The sequence below is a fragment of the Flavobacterium sp. genome (assembly GCF_049590715.1).
Lineage (GTDB): Bacteria > Bacteroidota > Bacteroidia > Flavobacteriales > Flavobacteriaceae > Flavobacterium.
Genome location: NZ_JBAWDL010000161.1, coordinates 1 through 25,091, shown reverse-complemented (window position 1 = coordinate 25,091; position 25,091 = coordinate 1). Strand labels below are relative to the sequence as shown.

Sequence of the window (25,091 nt, the reverse complement as noted above, 5' to 3'; positions counted from 1 at the left end):
GGAAAATCATTTACGCTTTACCCTGATTTTATGACAGAAGGTATTGCGGATGTTTCTAATTATAATGATGGTTTGCGTGGTGGTCGTGTGCGTGTGCGTGCGAAAATTGCTCAGCTTGATAAAAATACTTTGGTAATTACTCAAATTCCATTTTCTACTAATACTACCACGCTTATTGATAGTATATTGAAAGCGAATGATAAAGGGAAAATCAAAATCAAAAAAATTGAAGACAACACCGCTGCAGATGTTGAAATCTTAATACATCTTTATCCTGGAGTTTCTCCAGATAAAACCATTGATGCACTGTTTGCTTTTACGGCATGTGAAACTTCGGTGGCGCCACTAGGTTGTGTGATTGAAGACAATAAACCGTTGTTTATTGGAGTATCTGAAATGCTGAAAATTTCGACTCATAGAACTGTAGATTTGTTGAAAAAGGAGCTTGAAATTCAATTGGATGAATTAGAAAACAAATGGCATTTTTCAACCCTCGAAAAAATATTCATTCGAGAAGAAATGTATATTGATTTCAAATTGTATTCTGATAAGGAGAATTTATTTCAGTACATGTATAAGCGATTTGAGCCTTTTATGGAAAGTTTTGTGCGTGATATTAATGATGATGATTTGCAAAAGTTAACGCAGATCCCTATGATTCGTATTACCCGTTTTGATTCGGATAAAGCAGATGATGTTTTGGCCAAATTAGAAGCTGAAATGGAACAAGTAAAACATGATTTAGAACACCTAACGGATTTTGCAATTGCTTATTTTGTTAAACTAAAAGAGAAATACGGAAAAGGTCGTGAACGTAAAACGGAGCTTCGTGTTTTTGATGATATCGAAGCTACTAAAGTTATTTTACGTAATACAAAACTATATGTTAATAAGGAAGAAGGATTTGTTGGAACAAGTTTGAAGCGTGACGAATATGTAACGGACTGTTCTGATATTGATGATGTGATTGTTTTCTTGCGAGATGGTAGTATGATGATTACTAAAGTAGATGCAAAAACTTTTATTGGAAAAGATATTATTCATGTTTCTATTTTTGATAAAAGTGATAAACGTACGATTTACAATATTATTTATCGAGATGGGAAATCAGGTCCGTCGTATATCAAGCGTTTTAATGTTACTGCTGTTACTAGAGACAAATTATATGATTTGACTAATGGTACCAAAGGTTCTCAGATATTGTATTTTACACATAATCCAAATGGTGAGGCTGAGGTAATTACGATTATTTTACGTCAAGTAGGAACGATAAAAAAATTAAAATACGATCTCGATTTTGCCAAAATGGCAATCAAAGGACGTTCAAGTAAAGGAAATATTGCCAGTAAGTATCCGATCAAGAAAATCGAAATCAAAGAGAAAGGGATTTCAACCTTACTGCCTAGAAAGGTTTGGTTTGATGATACTGTTCAGCGTTTGAATGTAGATGCAAGAGGAGAATTGCTTGGTGAATTTAGACCAAGTGATAAAATTTTGATTATCCAACAATCGGGAAAAATCAAAGTGATTACGCCTGAATTGTCTACTCATTTTGACGAAGATATGATTGTATTAGAGAAATGGATTCCCAAAAAACCAATTTCGGCAATTTATTTCGATGGTGAAAAAGAACGTTACTATTTAAAACGCTTCTTGGTGGAAACTGAAAATAAGGAAGAACTCATTATCACTGAACATCCTAATTCAAGACTAGAAATTGTTTCAACGGATTATCGCCCAGTCGCCGAATTGGTTTTTCCAAAAATCAAAGGAGTTCAAAAAGATAGTATTACGATTGATGTGGAGGCCTTTATAGCTATAAAAGGTTTTAAAGCATTAGGAAATCAATTGACTACAGATAAGTTAAAGCAAGTAAATTTATTAGAATCTTTGCCATATGAAGCACCTGTAGAAGAAGTACCTGAAAAGAAGGTAAGTTCAGATGAGGATGATGATGCAGATGTGCAATTAGATGATGATGGTCAGGTTGTGCTTTTCTAAATAAAATATATATAATTAAAAGATAAAGGCTGTCTCGTGGTAGACAGCCTTTTTATTATAATATAGATCTTTACAAAAAAACCTCAAAGTAAGCTGAACTTTGAGGTTTTAGTGTCTCTCTAGAATTGGTTTCTAGTGATTATATATTTTTTTATTGATTCAAATTACGTAATTGTGCTAATTTCTCTTTCCAAATGTCAAGGTTTTCTTTGTGAATGGCAATGTTTTTGCGAACTTCTAATACAATGGAATTTTCTTTTTTAGCATTTTTTGTATTGGCAAAAAACTGAATGTTGTTTTCTAATTGGAAGATTTCATTTTGTAATTCGTCAATCTTTCTAATGATAAAAATTTTCTCATTTTCTATTTTTCGAGTATCATTATTTTCAGATAAACTATCAATTCGATTAGCAAAACGCATCAAGTCACCTTCTTTTTTACTTAGACTTAACTTGTCAAAAAGAGCATCTAGAATTTTATTGAATTTCCCTTCAATATGTCTTCTTTGAAAAGGGACTTTTCCAAAGCTTTTCCAAGTTTCGATATGTGCTTTTATGGCATCTAAATCGGTTTTATGGTCACCAACTAATTGGAACTCTCGAATGGTCTCTAAGTAGGCTTTCTTTTTATCAAAAGCTTCGACTTCTTCACCATTTTCTTCGTTTTTAACCTCTTTTAAGCGGTCAAAATAATGATTGCAAGCCGCTTTGAATTCTTTCCAAACTTTATCAGAATACTTTCTTGGAACATGACCAATTTGTTTCCATTCGTCCTGAATTTTCTTCATTATAGGAGTGGTAGCTGCAAAATCAGTACTTTCTTGTAATTCAATAGCTTTAGCTACTAATGCATTTTTTTTGACTAAATTATCATTTTGGTCTTTTTTTATTTCTTTATAAAAAGAGTTTTTAAAGGAATTGAAGTTTCTAACCGCTGTTTTGAATGCAGCCCACGTTTCTTCATTGACATCCAATGGTACTTTTCCAGCGTTAAAGAAAGCAGTTCTTAATGTTTCTACTTTTTCAATTTGTTGCAACCATTGTGAGTGACTGTTTACTTTAATAGTTCCTAGATTTTCAATATCAGCAATAATTGCCTTTTTGTTTTCTAGATTAACCACTTCATTTTCTCTTTGTTTTTCAAACAAAACTTCTCTTTTGTCGTGGATTTGTTTGGTGAAATCACTAAACTGATTCCAAATCAGATCACGATTCTCTCTTGAAACTGGACCAATGTCTTCTTTCCAAATACGGTGTAAATCTTGCAATTCTCTGAACGCTTTGTTAATGTCTTCTTCGTTAACAAGTTCCGCTACGCGCTCGATAATTTTTTGTTTTTGTTCTAAATTGTGTTTGAAATCTAGATCGCGAGCTTCTCTATCTAAGTGTAGATAGTCATAAAAATTCTCAACATGAAAGTGGTAGTTGTTCCAAACGTGATTGTACTTGTCTTTGGGTATAGATCCTGCAGTTTTCCAACGCTCTCTTAACTCATTAAAATGTTTTAAAGTATCTTTAATATTCTCTTGCGGATTGATAAGCTCCTTCAGCTCTTCGACGATTGCCAAACGATTTTCTAAATTGGATTTCAAGTTGGTTTCTAAACTCTTGAAATGCGCATTTTTTTTGTTTTTATATTCGGTATATAAATGATCAAAGGTTACTTTTAAAGGTAAGTGATATTGAAAATCTTCTGTTGTATCTGGATTTTCAGCATGATATTCTTCCTTTTTTTCTTCAATGAAATGATTGTATTTAGCTAAAAAGGCTTTTTTTATTTCATTGATATGCTCTTTGATAGACATTACTTTATCAGTTGAAGCAAGTTTTTGCAATTCATCAACTAATGACTCCATAGATAAGGTATCATAGTCAAGCATAGGAATTTCATGACGATCCTTTAAGGTTTCGTCTTCACTTTCTTCTGCATTCGATTCCTCGATGGCGTTCAATGCTTTTTGATTTTCGTTAGTAGCTGAATTTTCGGGTGCTACTAGTGTACTATCTTCTGTATTTGCTCCTGATGCTGACTCGTTTGAATCAGTGATTAAATTTCCATCTGCATCATGCAGGTTATCGTGCTGTTCTTCTAACATTGGTTCAATGTTTAAGGTTCGTATTATATGAACACGAAAGATAGTGAAGAGTGGTTGAAATACAAAACAATTCTTTTGTTTAGACTGATTTTGTTCGAAAAAACTGGAGATTTAGACCTGTCGATTGTATTTATACCATCTGAAATTCTATTATTTAATCATTAGACTTATATCGAATTTTATTATATTATAAAGAAAATTAATAGGTTAGAGGAGGACATAAAGTGTGTTATTTTAAAAAAAAATCCCTAAATTAGATTAGATAAACCGATAACTTTCAATAGACGATATTTGTTTAAAGAAGATTATCCTAAAAATGAACAGCTATCAAAAAGAAAATTAATAGTGCCAAAAAGAAGCTTCATGAAAAATTGAACAGAGATTCTGTTTTTACTCACCCTAGATTAAAATTTATCCCAAATTTTATTATCAATTTAATTAGTTTACTGGTGTCACTACTTGTTATTTTGACAGCATTGTATTTCCTAGTACGTTTCTTATCAAATCTCTTCTATAATTCATAAATTGTCTTTTTTGATAGAATTAAACGTTAAATTATTTAAAAAAATAAAACAATTTATAGTATATTATGTTGGAAAATGAGAACTTTGTTTGTTCTGAAAAAAAGTATTTGAAATAATACTTAATTATTAAACCATTCTTAATTAAATTCTAGTGAATAATAAACAAAAAAAAATCGGGTTGTATGCATTGGCTGGCCTTGGTATTGTTTCAATAGCTTTTGGATATACCCAATATGTTAAAAGTCCAAATAAAGATGTTGCTCAGGATTGTTCTGATCTGAATTCTGAAACACGAAGTGAGTTGTTTAAACCTACAATTGAAAATAAAAATAATAAACCTAATATTACTGCACCCAAAGGGATGGTTTGGATTCCAGGAGGAGAATTTTCAATGGGAAGTGATGTTGCTGATGAAAGTTTATGTAGTATTAAAGGTATTACTAAAGATGCCACTCCAATTCACCGTGTATATGTAGATGGATACTGGATGGACGAATCAGAGGTTACAAATGATCAATATGAAGCATTCGTAAAGGCAACAGGTTATGTAACGGTAGCCGAAATTAAACCAACAGTTGAAGAGTTTCCTAATATCCCTGAAGAATATTTAATTGCTGGATCGGCTGTTTTTAAGCCGACGCCAGGAAAAGTTGATTTGAATAATTATATTCAATGGTGGGATTTCAGAGGAGGAGCTGATTGGAGACATCCTGAAGGACCTAATAGTTCTATTAAAGGAAAAGGAAATTATCCAGTAGTTCATGTTGCTTATGAAGATGCAGTGGCTTATGCGCAATGGGCTGGGAAAAGATTACCTACGGAAGCAGAATGGGAATTTGCTGCTCGTGGAGGCAAAGCAGGAGATTTATATGCATGGGGTAATACTTTAAAAGTAAATGGTAAATTTCAAGCCAATATTTTTGAAGGTGAATTCCCTATAACTAAAGGAGATACAGGTGAAGATGGATTTGTTGGGATTGCACCGGTAAAACAATATAAGCCAAATGGATATGGATTATATGATGTAGCAGGAAATGTTTGGGAATGGGCGTATGATTGGTATAGTGAAACGTATTATGATGAAATAAGTAAAGACGGAAAAGTCGTTAGTAATCCAAAGGGACCCGAAACAGTTCCTTATGATACCTCAGGAAATAATGAAAAGAAACGGGTACATCGTGGAGGTTCTTTTTTATGTACGAGTGAATATTGTAGCCGATATATGGTAGGAACAAGAGGAAATGGCGAAATTAGATCAGCAGCAAATCATCTAGGTTTTAGATGTGTAAAGTAAATTAAAAATATGTATGAAACCCGCAAGAATAATTAATTTTTGCGGGTTTTCTTTTAATACTAAAAAAAAAATTATAAATCAGTAATGATAAATTGACTACGTCTGTTTTGTTGGTGTTCTTCTTCAGTGCATTTTATACCGTCGGAACATTTATTTACTAATTGGTATTCGCCATAGCCTTTACCGGTAAGTCTATCAGCCGTAACGCCATTCTCAATTAACCAAGCGATAGTTGATTTAGCCCTTCTGTCTGATAAGGCTTCATTGTATTTGAACGAAGCTCTACAATCAGTATGCGAACGAATATCGAGTTTCATATTTGGATATTGTTTTAATACATCTAGTATTTTTTCTAGGTCTAAAGCTGCTTCACGTCTAATATTAGATTTATCAAGATCAAAATAAATCATTTTAATACCAAAGCATTTTCCTAAATCATCTCCAATGAAAACTTTACAGCTAATTTTTTCTAAGGCCATATTAAGTTCTGTCTTTCCATTATCCTTGCCAACAGAAATTTTTTCTTCTTTGGTGGTGTATTCAGGTTTTTCGGCTCTCACGTAGAATGTTTTTCCGCATTCTACTGTAAAATGATACATTCCTTTGTCATCAGTCATCATAGAAGAGATGTCTTTGAATTTTTTATCAAACAAACTAACTTTAGTATGAAGAAGTGACTCTTTAGAATCTTCATCTGTTATTTTTCCAAAAAGTTCTTGTTCGCAAGTAAGTTTTCTTGTTTCTAAGAATTTATAAATATCATCGTATCCTTTTCCGCCCTCTTTATTGGAACTAAAAAAACCTCTTCGCGATTTAGTATCAATTAGATAAGCAAAATCATCTTTGGGTGAGTTTATATCAGCTCCTACATTTTGAACTTCATTAAAAGTCCCGTCTTCATTAATTCTGGAAACAAATATATCTAAACCTCCTACACCTGGATGTCCGTCAGAGGCAAAGTAAAGTTCATTGTCGCCACTGATAAACGGAAAACTTTCTCTCCCAGGCGTATTGATACTTTTGCCTAAGTTTTCAGGATTTCCATAAGTACCATTTTCATTTATTTTAACACTATATAAATCAGACAATCCTAATGTGCCCGGCATATCTGAGGCAAAATACAATGTTTTTTCGTCAGGACTTAATGCGGGATGTGCTGTGGAGTAATTATTACTATTAAAGGGCATTTCTACAATTTTATCCCATTTGTCGTTTTCTAAGCTAGCTTTGTATATTTTGATTAAAGTGATGTCTTTTCCATCTTTCCCTTTTTTTCCATCGAGATAGTTGTTTCGAGTAAAATACATTGTTTTTCCATCTTTAGTAAATGTAGGAGTTGCTTCATGGAATTTTGAGTTTATATTTTTATCAAATTTACTAGGACTTCCTGGCGTCATTTCGTCACCTAAATCAGCCATATATAAATTAGTAAAGTACTGATTCGTCCAAGTGTGTTTGCGCTGTCCTAAACTTCCTGTGTCTCTAGCGGAAGTAAAAACTAGTTTGTTGAGATAGACTGCCGTTCCATAATCTGAACATTTAGAGTTGATTCCTGCATCGTCTATTTTATACCTTCCTGAATTGGCTTTTATTTCTGCTAGGTAATCTCTATTATTTTCAAATAGTTTGGCACGGTTATCATCTCCTGATAGTTGGTTGAATTTTTCCATCATCGCATTGGCTTGTTTGTTTTCACCGATAGCTCTTAATGATTGTGCATATCTAAAGTAATATTCTGATTCCATGTCGGGTTTTATGGCAAATAATTCACCATACCATTTTGCTGCCTTATCCAGTTGAGCATTATAATAATAGGCATTACCTAGTTTCTGGAACATATCAGCAGATTTATATCCTTTTTCAGCAACTCTTTCATAGGTTTTTATTGCATCAATGTAGGCAAAGTTGTCATATTTTTTATCAGCAGAAGCTAATTGTGCTTTTTGCGAATAAATGTTTTGCGAAAAAACACTTACTACAGTGATGTATAGGAGTAGAATATTTTTCATAATAATTAATTTTAGAAGAATCTTGGAGTTGTGATTTTATTATTGTTTTTGAAAATCTCATAGCGCAAGAAAATTTCATGGGAGCCAGAATTGTAATTATTCAGCTTGGAAGTTTCTCGGTCATATCCGTATCCAATGTACATCGAATCAGAAATTTGAAATCCTGCCATTGCGCTTATAGCAGCACTCCAACGATAAGAAATACCAATATTAAATTTATCAAAAAATAAAAAATTTCCCGAAATATCAGCTTGAAGCGGGGTTCCTTCAACCGCTTTTACTAAAAGTGCAGGCTTAAATTTTATAGAATTATTCAAATCATATATATATCCTGCAATTAAATAGTAGGTTATTTTTTCTTTAAATATGGCAACTTCATTATTGTCATATCTATTGGTTTCAATAAAATTAGGAATGGATAAACCTATGTATCCTTTGTCAGAATGTAAGTAGGCACCAGCACCTACATTAGGATTGAATTTATTAAAATTTTGTAACGTTGGATCACCTTGTTGTTCAGGGTTCAATTTGTTGCCATTTAAGTCAAATAAATTTGCTGCTGCCTTAATTCCAAAAGAAAGTCTATAAGTTTCCGAAACAGGAATTGTATAAGATAAATCAGCTGATATTGTGTTTTCATTAAGTGGTCCTATTCTATCATTGATAAAAGAAACTCCTATTCCAAGTCTACTATTATTCAAGGGGGTGTTGATGGAGATAGCATTAGTAATAGGTGCTCCATCAAGTCCAACCCATTGCGCACGATGTAAAGCAAATATACTTAGCGCTCCTCTAGATCCAGCATATGCGGGATTCACATTGATTGTGTTGTACATATATTGAGTAAATTGCGAATCTTGTTGTGCAAAACTTACTATGGCTGTAAACATCAAAACGAAAGAAAATATTTTTGTTTTCATTTGGTTTAGGTTTTAAACTTGAGGACGTTAGTCCTCAGGCGTTAGACTTGAGTTATATTATTTAGTAAGATATAAATATCCATCCTTAGTGTTATTTATGGAATTGTTACTTCCATCAAAAGAGGTATAATGTAAAATGTAGAAATAAGTTCCTGCAGATAGTCCAGTAGATTGACTAACTGTAGTTCTTCCTTCTGAAAAACCTTTAAATACTTTAGTCACATTATCATACCCTTGAGTTTCATATACTAATATTCCCCAACGGTTGTAGATTGCAACACTATTGGTAGGATAACATATAATATCATCAATACCATCTATTTTGAAAACTTCATTTAATCCGTCATTATTAGGTGAGAAAGCATTATGTACTATAATGGATTGACAACCTAATACCTTACAATCAAAGTTCACCGTTACGATTACAAAAATACTTCTAGGACAATTACCGTTAGTTATTTTGTATTCAAAAGTATAATCTCGAAGTGCGAGTTGATAAGGTGAAAAGAAACTTCCATTCAGAGCATTCGAATTAGTTGTATCTATCCAAGTACCACCAGTTGTATCGATGTCTGTTGGTAACAAACTATTCAAATCAACAGTTGCAGTATCTGCGTTACAGGCCTCACTTTTAATTGTTATTGGTGCTGTTTCAAGTACCGTAATTGTTACAGAGGCATCATCACAATTGTCTGGATTTGTTTTTTCACAAATTTTGTATGAATAAGTATAAATTCCAGCAGGTGTTGCACTTCCAACTATAACATCACCCGAAGCAGGATCAATAGTAATATTTGGATTTCCACCTGAGTTTAAAGTAAAATAAACTAACTGTATTGTTGCTTGAGTAGTGTTTAATTGATCATTAGCTAATACATTCCCTACGGTTCCAAATTTGTTACATCCTATATTGTCAAAGGAGTCATTAACGGCATTAATTTGATTTGTTTTTTTGTTGACTATAGCATCGTCTGTTTCTTCAATTGGTTTATTATCAGGCGTTACCCCTTTTATATTAGCAACATTTAAGATAGAGTCTACTTTTAAGTCTTCCGCAGTGACAATATACGTTTGATTGTATTCTTTTGTTTCACCTGGATCCAATGTTAGAATTGTAACGTTTAATTTGGTTAGCGGGTCTGTTACTACAACTTGGTGTAGGGTTTGATTACCTGTATTTTTAATGACAATTAAATATTTAATTTCATCACCAATTACACTATAACTAGCAGATAAAGCTGTTTTAGTTATAGATAATTTAGGTGTTTTTTCCAAGTCTGTGATAGTACAATCAGGACATTCTGGATCAATTGGACAGGTAGTACAAGGAGTAATGTCAGACGATGTATCATTAACATCGTTGTTTTCGTTATCTTTTGCTTTTGCTAAAGCTATATTATAATAGAATCCTTTATCAATATCTTCTTGAACAATTATATGTTCTCCTTTAAAAGTGGTGTCATCAATCATACCTGGTTCAAGAGTGATTGGTCCACCAGAGATAATTGCTTTGCTATCCGTTACGGTTATGCCTGTTAAGGTAACATTACCAGTATTAGTTACTTTAAAATTATAAATGATTTTGTCAAAAGCATTTGTTATACCATCTTTATTAGTGTCTTCATAAACAGCATCTTTTAGAATTTCTATTTCAGATTCACTTATGTAATAGGTATAATTTGCAGTACAATCGTTAGCGTCTTTTATTTCAATATCATATTTCCCTTTAGGTAAAAATGATATGTCTTCTGTTGTTGCTCCATTTGACCAAGTATAGGTATAAGGACTAGTACCACCTAATGGAGTAATATTAATACTTCCATTAGCGCAACCTATACAGTTATGGTTATTCACAATTACAGCAGTTGCTGTTAATGGAGCTTGTGGTTGTCCAGTGATTACCTCACAAGTTGTAGTATATCCTAATTTATCTTTTACAGTAACAGAATGTGTTCCTCCATTCAAAGCCACGGCTTGTGCGGTAGTTTCGTTATTATCCCATAAGTAGGTATACTCGCCATTACCACCAAGAGGAGTTACAGTTGCGATACCATTGCTGTCCCCATAACATTTTGCAGGAGCATTTTGGGTAATATTACAAGCTAAAACATTAGGTTGGGTAATTGTTACTTGACATGTTGTATTACAACCTTTGCTATCGGTAACTGTTACAGAATGTGATCCTACATTTAAAGCAATTGCTATTGCGGTAGTTTCGTTATTATCCCATAAATAAGTATATCCACCATTACCACCAATAGGGGTTACAGTTGCTTGACCATCACTTAAACCATTAGCACTAACTGCTTTGTTTTGAGTTATTGAACAATTGATAGGAGCGGATGGTTGTGTGATAGTTACAGGTTGTGTTGTAGTACATCCATTAGCATCTTTAACGGTAATAGTATAAGACCCAGCAATAAGATTTGCAAAAGTTCCGCTTGCTACAAAAGTAGTCCCATCTTTAGAGTAGGTATAATTAGGTGTTCCATTAGCTCCCACAACAGTAACACTTCCATTATCTCCACCTAAACAATTCACATTGGTTTGTGCTGTTATAGAAGCAGACAATGCCGCAGCAGGCTGTGTGATAGTTACAGGTTGTGTTGTAGTACATCCATTAGCATCTTTAACGGTAATAGTATAAGACCCAGCAATAAGATTTGCAAAAGCTCCGCTTGCTACAAAAGTAGTCCCATCTTTAGAGTAAGTATAATTAGGTGTTCCATTAGCTCCCGCAACAGTGACACTTCCATTATTTCCACCAAAACAATTCACATTGGTTTGTGCTGTTATAGAAGCAGAAGGTGTTGAAATTGAAACTGTAACAGTAACATTAGCTGTAGCTGTACATCCAGTAGTACTATTTTTTTTTACCACCGTATAAATTGTTGTTACAGTAGGATTCACAAAAGGATTTGCAGAAGATGATGTAAATCCAGATGGAGAGGATGTCCAAGCGTAAGTATGTCCAGCTTCAGCTGTTTCTCCAATTGTTCCACCAGCAATATTGTTAGTACAGGATTTAGTAAAAGGACTTCCTGCGCTAACTACAGGCAAGGGATTTATTGTTACATTCTGTGTTGTAGTCAAAGAACAACCTGATATTGTTTCTGTAATATCAACTTTTCCTACTCCAGCTGCTCCCCATATTACTGTTATTGAATTTGTTCCTGTTCCAGCTGTTATTATACCGCCCACGACATTCCAAGAGTAAGTGTGGCCAGATATATTTGGGACACTATATACAGAACCTGTATCACCAGTACAAACTGAAGAAGCACCTGTTAAAACAGGTTTGCAATTTATGAAATAATCATCTGTAGCAACTGATTGATTGGTTACTTCAGTACATGTTGAGTTAACATATTTATATCCAGTTGTACTTACTTTTTGAGTTCCGCATACAGTTCCATTAGGTGTTAGTTTATAATTTAAAGTAATAGGAGTAGTAGTCAACAAATTATTAGTCCAAGTAATCGTTGCGGGACCAGTTATAGGAATTGTAGCAGGAGTAATAGATCCACTTGATGAAGTCACACTACTAATTCCATAACCAGTGGGTATCGTTTCTGTAACAATAAGGTCTTTAGCAACCCAATTTAGTTGATTTGCTATTTGAGTATAAATAGTGGTTAAATCGGCAGCGGATTCGGTTTGAAAATAATAAGGACTAGCATTAGACGTACTGATATTTTTTAAGGTATATTCAGCTACCTGTTGATTATTTCCTGATATTCCTCCAAAAAGTCCTATTGAAAATATTTGATTATTATAAGTTACTGATGGACTCCCTTTTTGAGTTGTTTTAGCATTTGTTGCCGCTTGTATAGCTGCTGTTATACAGGTTGATGTTGCTGGATAAGTTGGCGTACTACAATTTGTAGTTGAGCCAGAAGAACCAGTTACATTCGTAACACCATCTGTCAATAAAACAATACTTCTAGTGGTATTGCAATTAAATGTTCCGTTGTCTGTAAATTCTTTATCGGCTTTTACAAGACCATCTTGATTATTTGTACTTCCACCTGCAGTAAGATTATTTATTTCGGTTAATAAATTACTTTTGCTAGTATATGATGTTAATGCCCTTTTTAGAGAGGCTGTCCCACTAAATGAGACAAGACCTACTCGGTTTAACCCAGTAGGATTTAACCCATTAGTGTCAGTAGGAGTAGCTAAAATTTTATTAACGAAGGCTACAGCAGCATCTTGTGCGCGACTCAAGGAAGTTGGAGAACCAGAACTTGATCCCATACTACCTGAAACATCAATAACTAATATTACTTCTACAGGGCCTTTTGCAGGATTAACACCTGTAAATCCTAACTGTACATCTATTACTCCACAGGATGAACTAGTAATAGTTTTAGATGTAGTGATGGTTTGCCCAACTATTAAAGAAGTTACAAATAGAAACATCGATACAAAATGTATTTTTTTAATTCCCTGTATGTGACTCGTGAATAAGTGTAAAATTTTTTTCATTTTAAAAAGTTTTAGGGTGAATGTCCTAATGATGTTGTATTTAATCAATCTTCATTTGGATTAATGACAAGAGTGTGTAAAACAGTATTTACTTTGTAGTTAGAACAAGTTGTAGATTCAGCATTTACCTGTGTACAAGACCATTTGTTATAAATAGTTCCGTTTGGAACGGTAGTTTTTACAAAAAAGGTAGCTGATTCACCTGCATTTATCGAAATACTAGAAATGGGTTGTTTGTTAGTATCTAAAAAAGTTGTTTCAATATTTACATTTTCTGTAGAGCTAGTTCCATCAGTATTGGAACAAGTGCTGTTTATATTAAACGCATTTAGTGAATAGTTCGTTGGTATGGATGATTTATTAGTCAAAACCATACTATACAATGCAGCAGCATTTGTAGATGTGCTTTGCGAATTTCTATCTTTTTCAACTCTTAAATCAGCATTACATGAATTAGATTGGGCAAAAAACACCGTGGGAATGAATAATGACATTATAATAAGAAAGATATTATAATTCATTTTTATTTTTCTTTCCAAAATAAAACCGCTAAAAAAAGCTTGTTTTTTTTGAATTTTAAACGAAAAAAAAATCTTAAACAGGTTTAGCGTAGTTTTAGGTTTCATATTTTTTTGGTTTTTAATTATAAAAAAATAATAGTGGGTATATATTGAGTTTTCTTAATTATACTAACTTACTAAGTAGTACATTTTGATATTAAATCTATCCGAAGTGTTCTGTTTATTATAAATTAGTGATGTCTAATGAGTGAAATTGGGGGATTCATTACACCATCTTTCCTAAATAGTTTTTATGTCATTCATCATCGACTAGAGTAGAATACTAAACTATTTTTAGTTGCGTTTAAGTTTTTTTATATTATCATGTTTTGTCGTAAATATGTATTAATAACTATATAACATATTTAAATCATTGATAAATTCTCAAAACTTTAAAGTTTTTATTAAATTTATGAATATTTATGTTTTGATTGATTGTTTTGTCTTTGAACAACCTAAATACTCGTTTAAAAACATAAAAAACCATTTGAAAATTTAGTAAATACCATTAATTGTTTTTGTTTGACTTTATTAATCAACGATATAGGAGTTGTTTTTTAGTCTCTTTTTTTCCCTTTTAATGACAGATCTAACTCGGTATAATAAAACTAGTTAACCCTTTGGTAGTGTATACAGCAATAACTATTTATAATGAGAAATCATCTGCATTTTAACTTAAATTTGATTTTTTATTAATTCTATATTTAAATAAAAATTGTATCTTTCTATTTCGGAATTTAATTTTGTAAAAAGGAAACAATGAAAAATTTAATATTAATAAGACATGGTAAATCAAATTGGGATGCTCCACTAAAAGATGTTGATAGACCATTGGATAAAAGAGGAATGAAAGATGCGCATCTGGTTTCTTTAAATACATTTAATTATATTCCTAATACCTACGTTATATGGAGTAGTATAGCCAAAAGAGCCTCAGATACAGCCATGATTTTTGCGCAAAACTTAATGGCGCCAATTGAAAGTATTGTATTTAAAAAAGAGTTATACACTTTTGATGAAATACAATTAGAAAAAATTATCAAATCCTGCGATAATTCGTTTGATAACATTATTCTTTTTGGACATAATGGTGCCATTACAAATTTTGTTAATAAATTTGGTGATATTTTTATTAGCAACGTTCCTACCTCGGGCTTTGTATCTTTACAATTTGAAACTAATAATTGGGATCGAATAGATAAAGGGAAAATAAAGAAAATAGTAATTCCTAAAGATTTAAAATAGAACTAGTGCCAGAACAAAAATATATAGATAGAGAAAAAAGTTGGTTAGCATTTAATGCGAGAGTACTTCAAGAAGCAGCAGATAAATCAGTACCTCTTTTAGAAAGATTGCGTTTTTTAGGAATATTTTCCAATAATTTAGATGAATTTTTCAGAGTTCGTTTTGCCGCTATTCGAAGGTTAAGTCTTTCAGGCAAAACTGGAGAAAAAATATTAGGAGGGGTTACAGCGCAACAATTAATCAAAGATATTACTGAAATTGTAATTCAACATCAAACCGAGAGTTTAAATATTTTTAAAGAAATAGAAACAGAATTAGAGGCTCAAAATGTTTTTATTATAAATGAAGATGAAATTTTATTGGAACAGGAAATCTTTTTGAAAGATTTTTTTATCCAAAGATTAAGTCCTGAATTAGTTACCATAATCCTTAATGACTTGGCTGAATTTCCATTATTGAAAGATAATATGGGATATTTGGCCATTAAATTAGCAATGAAAAATAAGGAAGTTCGATATGCTATTATTGAAATTCCTAAAACAATGAATCGTTTTGTGGTGTTACCTTCAACAGGAGATAAACAATACGTTATTCTTATTGATGATGTTATTAGACATAATTTAAAAAGTATTTTCAATATATTTGAGTACGAAACCGTTTCAGCTCACATGATTAAAATTAGTCGTGATGCTCAATTAGAGATTGATAGCGATTTGAGTAAGAGTATGCTAGAGAAAATTTCTACTAGTGTAAAAGATAGAAGAATAGGAGAGCCTGTCCGTTTTATTTATGATCAGTTGATAGAAGATGATACCCTTCAGTTTTTTTTAGAAAAAATGAAAATTGTAGCTTCAGACAGTATTATACCCGGAGGAAGATACCATAATAGAAGGGATTATATGGATTTCCCAAATTTAGGTAGGTTTGATTTGTTATATAAAAAAAATCTACCATTGCCTATACCAGGATTGAGTTTAGATGGAAGTTTGTTACAAAAAATTAGTAATAAAGATTATTTATTAAATGCACCTTACCAATCTTTTTCTTATTTGACTCGTTTTTTAAGAGAAGCAGCTTTGGATCCAAAAGTGACTTCGATTAAAATTACGCTCTACAGATTAGCTAAAAATTCTCAAATCATTAGTTCTCTAATTAATGCAGCAAAGAATGGTAAAAAAGTAACCGTTCAAATTGAATTACAAGCTCGTTTTGATGAAGCCTCAAATATTTCCTATGCTGAACAAATGCAAACGGAAGGTATTGAACTTATTTTTGGTATTAAAGGCTTAAAAGTTCATAGCAAAATATGTGTTATTGAAAGACTTGAAAATGAAAAGACCAAACGGTATGGTTTTATTTCAACAGGAAATTTTAATGAAGCTACGGCTAAAGTCTATACAGATGTTACTCTATTGACTAGTCATCAGCAAATATTAAAAGACGTTTCTAAAATATTTGAATTTTTTGACATCAATTATAGAGTACACCGTTACAAACATCTTATTGTTTCCCCACATTATACACGTGCCCGTTTTTATAAACTGATTGATAGAGAAATTCTCCATGCTCTTGCTGGACGTAAAACGTATATCAAATTAAAAATGAATAGTTTGTCAGATTATCCTATGATTGATAAATTATATGAAGCTAGCAAAGCTGGAGTAAAAATTCAATTAGAAGTTAGAGGAGTATGTTCTTTAATCCCCGGGATAAAAGGGCTTAGTGAAAACATTGAAGCTATAAGTATTGTTGACAATTATTTAGAACACTCTAGGATTTATATTTTTGGTAATGCAGGTCAACCTGATGTTTTTATTTCATCAGCAGATTTCATGAGACGTAACCTAGATGGAAGGGTAGAAGTAACCTGTCCTATTTATGATCAAGAAATTAAAAATGAATTGATTGATAATTTTGATTTAGGTTGGAAAGGAAATGTAAAGGCACGCTATCATTCTCATTTATTAGATAATAAATATAAAGATAGTAATGGGAAACCAGTATTTAGAGCACAACTTGAAACGTATAAGTATTATCAAAATAAAGTCCATTTATTAGAAACTACTTCTAAAAATTAAATCATAAAAAAGAAGAATGATTAAAATAAAAAAATATGCCGCTATTGATATTGGATCGAATGCTATGCGTCTTTTAGTGGTAAATATTGTTGAACAAGAAGGAAAAGAACCCCAATTTAATAAAAGTGCTTTAGTACGTGTCCCTATTCGTTTAGGGCAAGATGCATTTACTGTTGGTGAAATTTCAGATGAAAACGCTAACAGAATGTGTGATGCGATGAAAGCATTCCATCTTTTAATGAAAGTTCATAAAGTGGAAGCCTATAGAGCTTTTGCTACTTCGGCAATGCGTGAAGCCTATAACGGAAAAGAAGTTGTGGCTTTGATTAAGAAAAAAGCCGATATTAAAATTGAAATTATTGATGGTAAAAAAGAAGCTGCTATTATTGCATCCACAGATTTAATGCATTTATTAAAAAAAGAGGAAACGTATTTGTTTGTTGATGTAGGTGGCGGAAGTACTGAGTTTACGTTATTCTCAAATGGTAAAATTGTGAATTCTAGATCTTTCAAAGCAGGAACTGTTCGATTATTAAATAATATGGTTTGCGATATAGTTTGGGACGAAATTGAAAAATGGATTAAAACAAGTACATCAGATTATGATGAAATAGCCTTGATTGGTTCTGGTGGGAATATTAATAAAATATTTAAGATGTCTGGAAAAACACAAGAAAAACCGTTATCTTATATTTATATGAATTCACAATATGCTTTTTTAAATTCCTTAACCTACGAACAACGAATTTCTGAATTAGGATTAAATCCTGATCGTGCCGATGTAATCATACCAGCTGTTCGCATTTATCTAAATGCAATGAAATGGAGTGGGGCAAGACAAATTTACGTTCCTAAAATAGGGCTGTCTGATGGTATTGTAAAGGCCATGTATTTTGGAAATATTTAAATAAACTCTCCATTTATATAAAAAAAGACATTTGTACTAATCTTTGTATAAATGTTTTTTTTTTGTGCTGTTCTAATTACATTTGATGACAAAATAATATATGCATGAAACAGGCCTATGAAATAGAATTACACTTATTCTTTTATTTGTAGAATACGGTCTTAGGCTTAGCTAATTCAAAATTTTGAAAACCAAAATCAGAATTTTCAAAAGCATTGGTTTTAAAAAGAGAATCTCCCTGTAGAGGAATGGTTGGGTAATAAGAAATAGATAGTTGAAAGGAGCTAAAAACAAGGTAGTCATTACTAATAACCACTCCAATTCCAACTTTAGAGTATACCTTTTGATTTGGAAAGTTACTTATAACATTTCCAAGCATTGCAATCGAATAGTTAAAATAAGGATTTAATCTAAAACCGCCAATGCTTTTTGGAGTATATGTTTGGGTTTGAAAGGTCAATAGTATTTTATCTGAGCCATAAATGGGACTGTTGAACCCTGGAATTCCATAATTTTCATTAATAGTTATTAAATCTCCAATGGAATTTTGTCTATTAATTCCAATCAAGACTGTCGGTTTTATAAAATGACGCAATTTCCAATTTCCAATGTGCAGTAGTTTAGTAAAATAATGTGATTCAAAGGAAATCGCAGTTTGTTCTGTTTTTGATTGATTAAAATAAGTACCTACCTCAAAATTGGTACTCAAATAGCCCCATTTAAAATATTTTCCAATAGCAAATTGAGCACCAAAATAAGGTCTCCATTGTTGGTTTTTATATTGATATCCAGCTGTAATTCCGTAAATCTGACCAATGGGCACATCCTCTGTGATACCATATCTAAAAATGTATTTATCTTCAATAAACCTTCGGGTATTCATTCCAAAACCCATTAATAATTGTTTTTCATTATTATAGTAACTAATCGTATCATATTCCACCGCTGGTTTTTCGACATAATTAATATTCAAAAAACGACTTGATAGTATAAGGTTGGTAGTTTTATAGTTTGCGGTATCACTTGTAAAAATGGGAAAAGCTTTTCCTGCCCATATATCATGTGTGCTACTTTTAAAGTTTTGAAATTCATATGTCAAATCTTTTGCTTGCAAACTATCCCTTCTAAAAACTTGTCCAAGATAAATACCTCCAGCCCATTTTGTTATTGAGGAATAAAAAGGTCTTTCTATTAAAATACTTTTGTCATAGAAATTATCTAAGTCTTTACGGTATTTTAATACTGTTTTAGTAAATGAGTTTCGTATGTTTGGAACGGTGTAAGTAAAATTATGTGCATCTTTACCATCTTCAAAACGATTGGTAAATATGTAATCAAACTGATGGCCTATTCCAAAAATATTTCTCTCATTTATTCCTAAATTAACTTTGGAACTAGAAAGTTCAAATTCAGGAACGGTACTCCAAGAATCTAAAACTCGAATATTGACATCTACAGAGTCTGATTGTACACTAGTTAGTTTTTCAGTGATAGTAACTTGATTTACAAATCGCTGAGAACGTATGATACGCTCCGTTTCATAAACCAATAGAGCATTAAAAGGAGTGTCTTTTTTAAAAAGCAACAAGTTTTGTATTGCTATATGTTTCGATTTTAAATGCAATCTATTCCCTATTCTTTCTTCCCATCTTGTAGGTTCTTTTAAGGAATCACTATCTGAATAACCAAAAGGATCTAATGTAGTAATGTTTATTTTACGAATAATTTTACCATTATATATTTTATGATTCTTCTGCTTTTCTGTTTGTGGTTGATTGGGTTCAGAATTAATTGGCTCAAAAATTAATCGATGCACTAACTTTGTAAAATTGTTTTTGGTAGAATATTTTTGAATCTTTTTATACATTCCAATACTATCTTTCTCCGTTTTCTTTTTTTGTGAATAAGAAAATGAAAATGTTAATAGTAGAAATAAGGCTAAAATGATTTTTCGATGTTGGAGCATTTATAAAAGCATTAATGCATAAAAATCAATTTTTTTGCATGACTGAGTTAAAAATAAATTGTAAATTTTAGTTATAAAGTTAGCTTAATATAAGTAAGATTACTTCTTTTATTTAGTAAAAATTAATCAATGAATTCCGTATCATCAAAATGATCTTTTAGAATCGAAATACCTTTTTGAAATATTAAATTATTAGGATAGACAATGATTTCTCCTTCTTTAGTAATTAGTGTGATATGAAAGGCTTTGATGTCTTCAATTTCTCCCACGATAGGAAAATCTTTATCATGAATTTTGATTATATCTCCAATTTTAAAAGGGAATGAAAAAAACAAAATAATCCCTGCAGTAATATTGCTTAAAATAGACCATTGTGCCACCATCGCTACACCAACTACTGTCGTGACTGAGGATACGGCTATAATAATATCTTTAGGTTGTACTCCCCAAATTATAATTAAGGAAATGGCAACCATAAGATTTATTAATAAATGAATGTATTTAATCACTAAATTGGTTCGGTGTTCAATGATATGCGTTGTGTTAGCAAATTTTCGTACCAAACTAGAAACAATGATTCGTAATACAATCATTAAAAGCAATACAATTCCTGAAGAAAAAATTTCTTTTGTGAAATTATCAAATACAATCATGGCTTGTTTTTTATCCTAAGTTACATAAATAATCATATACTTTATCAACCGGCATTCCCATAACATTTGCATAAGATCCTTCAATTTTTGAAACGCCTATAAATCCTATCCATTCTTGAATACCATAAGCACCCGCTTTGTCAAAAGGTTTGTAGGTGTCTATATAATAAGTAATATCTTCATCACTCAATTCATTAAAAGTAACTTTAGTGGTTTCGCAAATTAAATCAGTTTTGAAATTGGATTTAAAACAAACAGAAGTAATGACTTCATGTGTGTTATTAGATAATGATTTTAATATATTGAAGGCATCTTCTTTGTCTTTTGGTTTACCCAATGCTTTATTATTGTGCCAAACAATGGTGTCACTAGTAATCAAAATTTCGTTATCTGCTAAGGAACCATCAAATGCTGCTGCTTTTAATTTAGCCAAGTAATTTGTTATTTCGCCCGCTTTTAATTCTGGCGGAAATACTTCTTCAATCTCTTTTAATCTAATTTCGAAATCTAATTCTAAATCTTTAAAAAACTGTTGTCTCCTTGGAGAACCCGAAGCTAAGATTAATTGATATTTTTTTATATTAGAGCTAAGCATTGTGTTTTATGTTTAAAGTAAGAATTAGAATAGAGCATATCCCAAAAAATAAAATCCATTTTAGTAACGTACTCAATTGATTAAAATCTTTCTGTGTTTTGGCTGTCCAAATTTTTACAGCAAAAAAGAATAGGGGTGCCAAAATAAAAACCAAACTATAAAAAATAGTTGGGAATAAATTATTGGTAATCAAATAGGTTTTGATATAATATACGATAGCAGTAATAGGAATTAAACTTAAAATAAAAACGAGAATTAAAGTTCTTTTTATCCCGAAAATTATTGGTAAAGTTCTCATTCCTTGGTTGTAATCGCCATTTATGTCTTCTAGGTCTTTTACAATTTCACGAATAAAATTAAGCATAAAGGCAAAAATTGCATAATCCAAAAGTATTGAAAAGATACTCCCTAACAGAGGTTTGTTTTCAATAGTAATAACAGGGTACAAATCAAAAATGCCAATAATAAGTACGCTAATCGAAAGCAACAATGCAACAATAATATTACCTATAATGGCTATTTGTTTTAGACTATTAGCATAAATATATAATGTAGCCGCTATGATCACAAATAAGGCTGCTAAGTTAGGTTTATCAATACTATTAGAAAGATAAAAACCAATCGCTACACCAGTACAGTTAAGTGTAATATAAATATTATAAGCTGAAGTTTCAGATATAGATTTCCCCACGATGACATCTTGTGGTTTATTATTCCAGTCTGTATGTTGATCCATTATATTATTAATCACATATCCAGCTCCTGCAATCAAAACAGTACTCAATACCAATAGAGCATATTGCCATTCATTTAATGCTAATGGGATATTTTGTAATTTCAAAAATCCATACCGAAAGACTAATTGCATAAAAGCAAGCATCAATAGATTTTTATACCGAATGAGTTTTAGAAAATTCATCAAATTAATTGTTTTTTCCGTCAAAATATTCCATCCATTTTCCTTGTACTTTCATAACCTGTTCAATCACATCACGTACGGCACCTTTACCACCGTTTTTATGCGAAATATATTTTGAAATAGTTTTAATTTCTGGACTAGCATCTTGTGGACATGTGGGTAATCCAACTAATTTCATTACATGATAATCAGGAATATCATCGCCCATATACAACACTTGTTGGTGTTTGATATTGTATAATTCCGTATATTCCTCAAAAGTATCTACTTTATTTGGAACACCTAAATGAATATCAGTAATTCCTAAATTACGTAATCGTATTCGAACGCCTTCATTGTAACCACCAGAAATAATACACACGTTATAACCACTTTCGATGGCTGCTTTCATGGCATAGCCGTCTTTGATATTCATGTTACGCAACATATCTCCTTCGTTTGATATAAAAACGGAACCATCAGTCAATACACCATCAACATCAAATATAAATGTAGTGATGTCATTCATTAATTCCTTATAACTTTTTGCCATTGTTTTGTATCGATTGAGTTAGAATTTTATATATCTTTTTTTGATTTTCGTTTGTCAAAAAGGCTTCCTGACTTGCAATAGTGTTTTGGTCATTACGAATTGCTGGGCCAGTTTGTACTTGCTGTGGTGACAAATTTAGGATTTTTTGAGCCGTTTCTTGAATCAAAGGTTGTAAAATGGTAAATGGAATTTGGTTTTTATTACAAATTTCATTTCCTATGTGGTACAAATGATTGGTGAAATTATTCACAAATACAGCGGCCACATGCAAGGCCTTGCGCTGTTGTGAGTCAATTTTATAAATAGTGTTTGAGATCGTTTGTCCTACTTTTTCAATTAGTTCATGATCATTATTATTTGTGGTTTCAAGGCAAATGGGGATTGTTTTAAAATCGACTGGTTTGTTTTTGGTGAAAGTTTGTAAAGGATAAAAAACGCCTTTTCGGTTTTTATTATCCAATGCATCCATGTTTAGAGTACCTGAGGTATGTACAACTAAGCAATTTTTAAAAGGCAGTTGTGTGGATACAGCTGTAATTGCATCATCAGAAACCGCAATAATATAAAGGTCTGCTTCTTTTATTTTAGTAAAATCAGATGTGATTTTGTCAGTATCGAGTAGATGAGTAAGGCTTTCTTTTTGTCTTGCAAAAACTTGAATCAAACGTATAGTATTATCTGATTTTTCAGCGTTTTGTATAGCCACAATTAAATGTTGGGCTAGATTTCCTGAACCAATTAATATCACATTTACCATAGTGGCAAAATTAACAAAAAAATCGGAAGAACTACTGTTTCAGGAATCACTTGCAACGAAGTTTATATTCAATGGGTAATCTAAAAAAACCGATGTATTAGTTATTGTTTTTGGATTTAATTAACAACTAAGTACTTAGACAACTGAACAATTTTGAGTACTTTTGTCGCACTTTAAAAAAATGTAAATCTTTCCTCAAAATGGATAAAAAAATATTCTCTTTTTTATTTTCAACACGATTAATGGCCGTTCTTTTTTTAACTTTTGCAATTGCAATGGCTACAGGTACTTTTATCGAAAGTAAATACAATACGGATACCGCTCGAATTTTAATTTATAATACCTGGTGGTTTGAAGGAATCATGGTGTTTTTTATGATAAATTTTATTGGTAATATTAAAAGATACCAATTGCTTAAAAAAGAAAAATGGGCCACTTTGATGTTACATTTGGCTTTTGTTTTTATTCTTTTAGGGGCTTTTGTAACTCGTTATATCAGTTATGAAGGTATGATGCCTATACGTGAAGGTGCTGCAGAAAATCAATTTTACTCGGATAAAACATTCTTGACCGTTATGGTTGATGGTGACTACAAAGGGGAGATGAAGCGTAAAACTTTTGAAAAACCATTATTCCTTTCTCCTGCTACAAATAATAATTTTACTCTTTCAGGACAATTTGCAGAAACTCCATTTGAAGTAGTGTATCAAGATTTTATCATGGGAGCCAAAGAGTATATTAAAGAAGATGTAAACGGCGTAATCTATATGAAAATAGTGGAAGCTGGAGATGGTGGCCGACATGAACATTTCTTGAAATCAGGTGAAGTTCAAAATATTCACAACGTATTATTTGCATTGAATAAACAAACGGATGGCGCTATTAATATTAATACAACTGGTGCTGAATATACTATCGTGACACCGTTTGAAGGTAGTTTTATGCGAATGGCTGATAAATTACAAGGCAAAGTAACCCAAGATAATGTACAGCCTTTGATGATGCGTTCGTTATACAGTATTGGTGAAATGCGTTTTGTATTTCCTGATCCAGCTATAAAAGGTGTTGTTGCTTATGAATCTAAAAACGATTATAAAGCCAAAGGACAAGACGATGCTTTAGTGCTGAAAATAAAAGCAGATGGTCAAGAAAAGATAGTAACACTTGTAGGTTCGAAAGGGAAAATAGGGGAGCCAAAAACAGTGAGAATAGGGAATATAGACTACAATTTTTTCTTTGGTAGTAAAGCGTATGAACTACCGTTTAAAATTCAGTTAAATGATTTTATTGCACAAAAATATCCTGGAACGGAAAAAAGTTATTCTTCGTTCGAAAGTAAAGTAACTGTTTTGGATCCTGAAGATAGACCTTTTGATGCTAGAATATTTATGAATAATGTATTAGATCACAAAGGATTTCGTTTTTTTCAGTCGTCCTTTGATCCAGATGAAAAAGGTACTGTATTATCGGTAAACCATGATTTCTGGGGAACAAATATTACGTACTTTGGATACTTTATGTTATTCTTCGCTATGATGGCAATAATGT

The 25,091-nt window shown here is 31.7% G+C and carries 17 protein-coding genes; 6 read left to right on the top strand and 11 right to left on the bottom strand.

The annotated features are described in order from the left end of the window. Positions 1-2,001: DNA gyrase/topoisomerase IV subunit A (locus tag WBQ70_RS07470; protein ID WP_423912411.1), on the top strand; the 2,001-nt coding region annotated here is incomplete at its 5' end. 151 nt (positions 2,002-2,152) lie between these two features. Here the strand turns inward: WBQ70_RS07470 and WBQ70_RS07465 are convergent. Continuing rightward, the gene (locus WBQ70_RS07465) at positions 2,153-4,096 is read right to left on the bottom strand and encodes a DUF349 domain-containing protein (protein WP_423912408.1); all 1,944 of its coding nucleotides are present in this window, start codon (positions 4,094-4,096) and stop codon (positions 2,153-2,155) included. 675 nt (positions 4,097-4,771) lie between these two features. Between WBQ70_RS07465 and WBQ70_RS07460 the strand changes: the two genes are divergently transcribed. Next, a complete protein-coding gene (locus WBQ70_RS07460) occupies positions 4,772-5,914 on the top strand; it encodes a formylglycine-generating enzyme family protein (protein ID WP_423912406.1) in 1,143 nt (380 codons plus the stop codon). Positions 5,915-5,985: 71 nt separating this feature from the next. Here the strand turns inward: WBQ70_RS07460 and WBQ70_RS07455 are convergent, their stop codons facing one another. Genes WBQ70_RS07455 through WBQ70_RS07440 form a run of 4 tightly spaced genes read right to left on the bottom strand, consistent with a single transcriptional unit; the run spans position 5,986 to position 13,852 of the window. Then, positions 5,986-7,923 carry an OmpA family protein gene (locus tag WBQ70_RS07455; protein ID WP_423912402.1) on the bottom strand — a complete coding sequence of 646 codons (1,938 nt, stop codon included), beginning with the start codon at positions 7,921-7,923 and terminating at the stop codon, positions 5,986-5,988. Positions 7,924-7,934: 11 nt separating this feature from the next. After that, positions 7,935-8,843: a PorP/SprF family type IX secretion system membrane protein gene (locus WBQ70_RS07450; RefSeq protein ID WP_423912401.1), complete on the bottom strand. Its 909-nt coding sequence runs from the start codon at positions 8,841-8,843 to the stop codon at positions 7,935-7,937. Between the two features lie 57 nt (positions 8,844-8,900). Continuing rightward, on the bottom strand, positions 8,901-13,331 hold the full coding sequence (locus WBQ70_RS07445; protein ID WP_423912398.1) for a DUF7507 domain-containing protein: 4,431 nt from the start codon (positions 13,329-13,331) through the stop codon (positions 8,901-8,903). Between the two features lie 44 nt (positions 13,332-13,375). Further along, positions 13,376-13,852, bottom strand: coding sequence for a hypothetical protein (locus WBQ70_RS07440; protein WP_423912395.1), 477 nt, complete (start codon positions 13,850-13,852; stop codon positions 13,376-13,378). Positions 13,853-14,650: 798 nt separating this feature from the next. On the opposite strand from WBQ70_RS07440, the gene WBQ70_RS07435 reads away from it, so the two are divergent. From WBQ70_RS07435 to WBQ70_RS07425, 3 genes are read left to right on the top strand one after another with little or no spacing between them, the layout of a single operon-like run. Then, the gene (locus WBQ70_RS07435) at positions 14,651-15,136 is read left to right on the top strand and encodes a SixA phosphatase family protein (protein WP_423912392.1); all 486 of its coding nucleotides are present in this window, start codon (positions 14,651-14,653) and stop codon (positions 15,134-15,136) included. Positions 15,137-15,141: 5 nt separating this feature from the next. Next, the gene (gene ppk1, locus WBQ70_RS07430) at positions 15,142-17,214 is read left to right on the top strand and encodes a polyphosphate kinase 1 (protein ID WP_423912390.1); all 2,073 of its coding nucleotides are present in this window, start codon (positions 15,142-15,144) and stop codon (positions 17,212-17,214) included. A 16-nt stretch (positions 17,215-17,230) separates the two neighbouring features. Next, positions 17,231-18,121 (top strand): exopolyphosphatase, encoded by an 891-nt coding sequence (locus WBQ70_RS07425; protein ID WP_423912387.1) that lies wholly within the window; start codon positions 17,231-17,233, stop codon positions 18,119-18,121. Between the two features lie 142 nt (positions 18,122-18,263). Here WBQ70_RS07425 and WBQ70_RS07420 read toward each other — a convergent pair whose 3' ends face one another. From WBQ70_RS07420 to WBQ70_RS07395, 6 genes are all read right to left on the bottom strand, one after another. Beyond that, complete coding sequence (locus tag WBQ70_RS07420; protein ID WP_423912384.1) at positions 18,264-20,087, bottom strand: hypothetical protein; 1,824 nt, start codon at positions 20,085-20,087, stop codon at positions 18,264-18,266. A 122-nt stretch (positions 20,088-20,209) separates the two neighbouring features. Continuing rightward, positions 20,210-20,740, bottom strand: a complete 531-nt coding sequence (locus tag WBQ70_RS07415) for a mechanosensitive ion channel domain-containing protein (RefSeq protein WP_423912382.1) — start codon at positions 20,738-20,740, stop codon at positions 20,210-20,212. Between the two features lie 10 nt (positions 20,741-20,750). Beyond that, positions 20,751-21,335: a Maf-like protein gene (locus WBQ70_RS07410; protein WP_423912379.1), complete on the bottom strand. Its 585-nt coding sequence runs from the start codon at positions 21,333-21,335 to the stop codon at positions 20,751-20,753. Then, positions 21,328-22,254 carry a geranylgeranylglycerol-phosphate geranylgeranyltransferase gene (locus WBQ70_RS07405; RefSeq protein WP_423912376.1) on the bottom strand — a complete coding sequence of 309 codons (927 nt, stop codon included), beginning with the start codon at positions 22,252-22,254 and terminating at the stop codon, positions 21,328-21,330. Before WBQ70_RS07405 ends, WBQ70_RS07410 begins: the two co-directional genes overlap by 8 nt. A gap of 4 nt (positions 22,255-22,258) precedes the next feature. Next, positions 22,259-22,786: a KdsC family phosphatase gene (locus WBQ70_RS07400; protein WP_423912373.1), complete on the bottom strand. Its 528-nt coding sequence runs from the start codon at positions 22,784-22,786 to the stop codon at positions 22,259-22,261. Continuing rightward, positions 22,770-23,543 (bottom strand): Rossmann-like and DUF2520 domain-containing protein, encoded by a 774-nt coding sequence (locus tag WBQ70_RS07395; RefSeq protein ID WP_423912370.1) that lies wholly within the window; start codon positions 23,541-23,543, stop codon positions 22,770-22,772. The genes WBQ70_RS07400 and WBQ70_RS07395 overlap by 17 nt, the downstream gene beginning before the upstream one ends. A gap of 200 nt (positions 23,544-23,743) precedes the next feature. Between WBQ70_RS07395 and WBQ70_RS07390 the strand changes: the two genes are divergently transcribed. After that, positions 23,744-25,091 (top strand): cytochrome c biogenesis protein ResB (locus tag WBQ70_RS07390; protein ID WP_423912369.1); only part of this gene is annotated, 1,348 nt, incomplete at its 3' end.

What these genes read in the sequence shown, in the direction of transcription:
- WBQ70_RS07455 (WP_423912402.1), bottom strand. Translation starts at nt 7,923, where the DNA reads ATGAAAAATATTCTACTCCTATACATCACTGTAGTAAGTGTTTTTTCG.
- WBQ70_RS07400 (WP_423912373.1), bottom strand. Translation starts at nt 22,786, where the DNA reads ATGGCAAAAAGTTATAAGGAATTAATGAATGACATCACTACATTTATA.
- WBQ70_RS07410 (WP_423912379.1), bottom strand. Translation starts at nt 21,335, where the DNA reads ATGCTTAGCTCTAATATAAAAAAATATCAATTAATCTTAGCTTCGGGT.
- WBQ70_RS07445 (WP_423912398.1), bottom strand. Translation starts at nt 13,331, where the DNA reads ATGAAAAAAATTTTACACTTATTCACGAGTCACATACAGGGAATTAAA.
- WBQ70_RS07425 (WP_423912387.1), top strand. Translation starts at nt 17,231, where the DNA reads ATGATTAAAATAAAAAAATATGCCGCTATTGATATTGGATCGAATGCT.
- WBQ70_RS07440 (WP_423912395.1), bottom strand. Translation starts at nt 13,852, where the DNA reads ATGAATTATAATATCTTTCTTATTATAATGTCATTATTCATTCCCACG.
- WBQ70_RS07465 (WP_423912408.1), bottom strand. Translation starts at nt 4,096, where the DNA reads ATGTTAGAAGAACAGCACGATAACCTGCATGATGCAGATGGAAATTTA.
- WBQ70_RS07435 (WP_423912392.1), top strand. Translation starts at nt 14,651, where the DNA reads ATGAAAAATTTAATATTAATAAGACATGGTAAATCAAATTGGGATGCT.
- WBQ70_RS07395 (WP_423912370.1), bottom strand. Translation starts at nt 23,543, where the DNA reads ATGGTAAATGTGATATTAATTGGTTCAGGAAATCTAGCCCAACATTTA.
- WBQ70_RS07405 (WP_423912376.1), bottom strand. Translation starts at nt 22,254, where the DNA reads ATGAATTTTCTAAAACTCATTCGGTATAAAAATCTATTGATGCTTGCT.
- WBQ70_RS07415 (WP_423912382.1), bottom strand. Translation starts at nt 20,740, where the DNA reads ATGATTGTATTTGATAATTTCACAAAAGAAATTTTTTCTTCAGGAATT.
- WBQ70_RS07450 (WP_423912401.1), bottom strand. Translation starts at nt 8,843, where the DNA reads ATGAAAACAAAAATATTTTCTTTCGTTTTGATGTTTACAGCCATAGTA.
- WBQ70_RS07420 (WP_423912384.1), bottom strand. Translation starts at nt 20,087, where the DNA reads ATGCTCCAACATCGAAAAATCATTTTAGCCTTATTTCTACTATTAACA.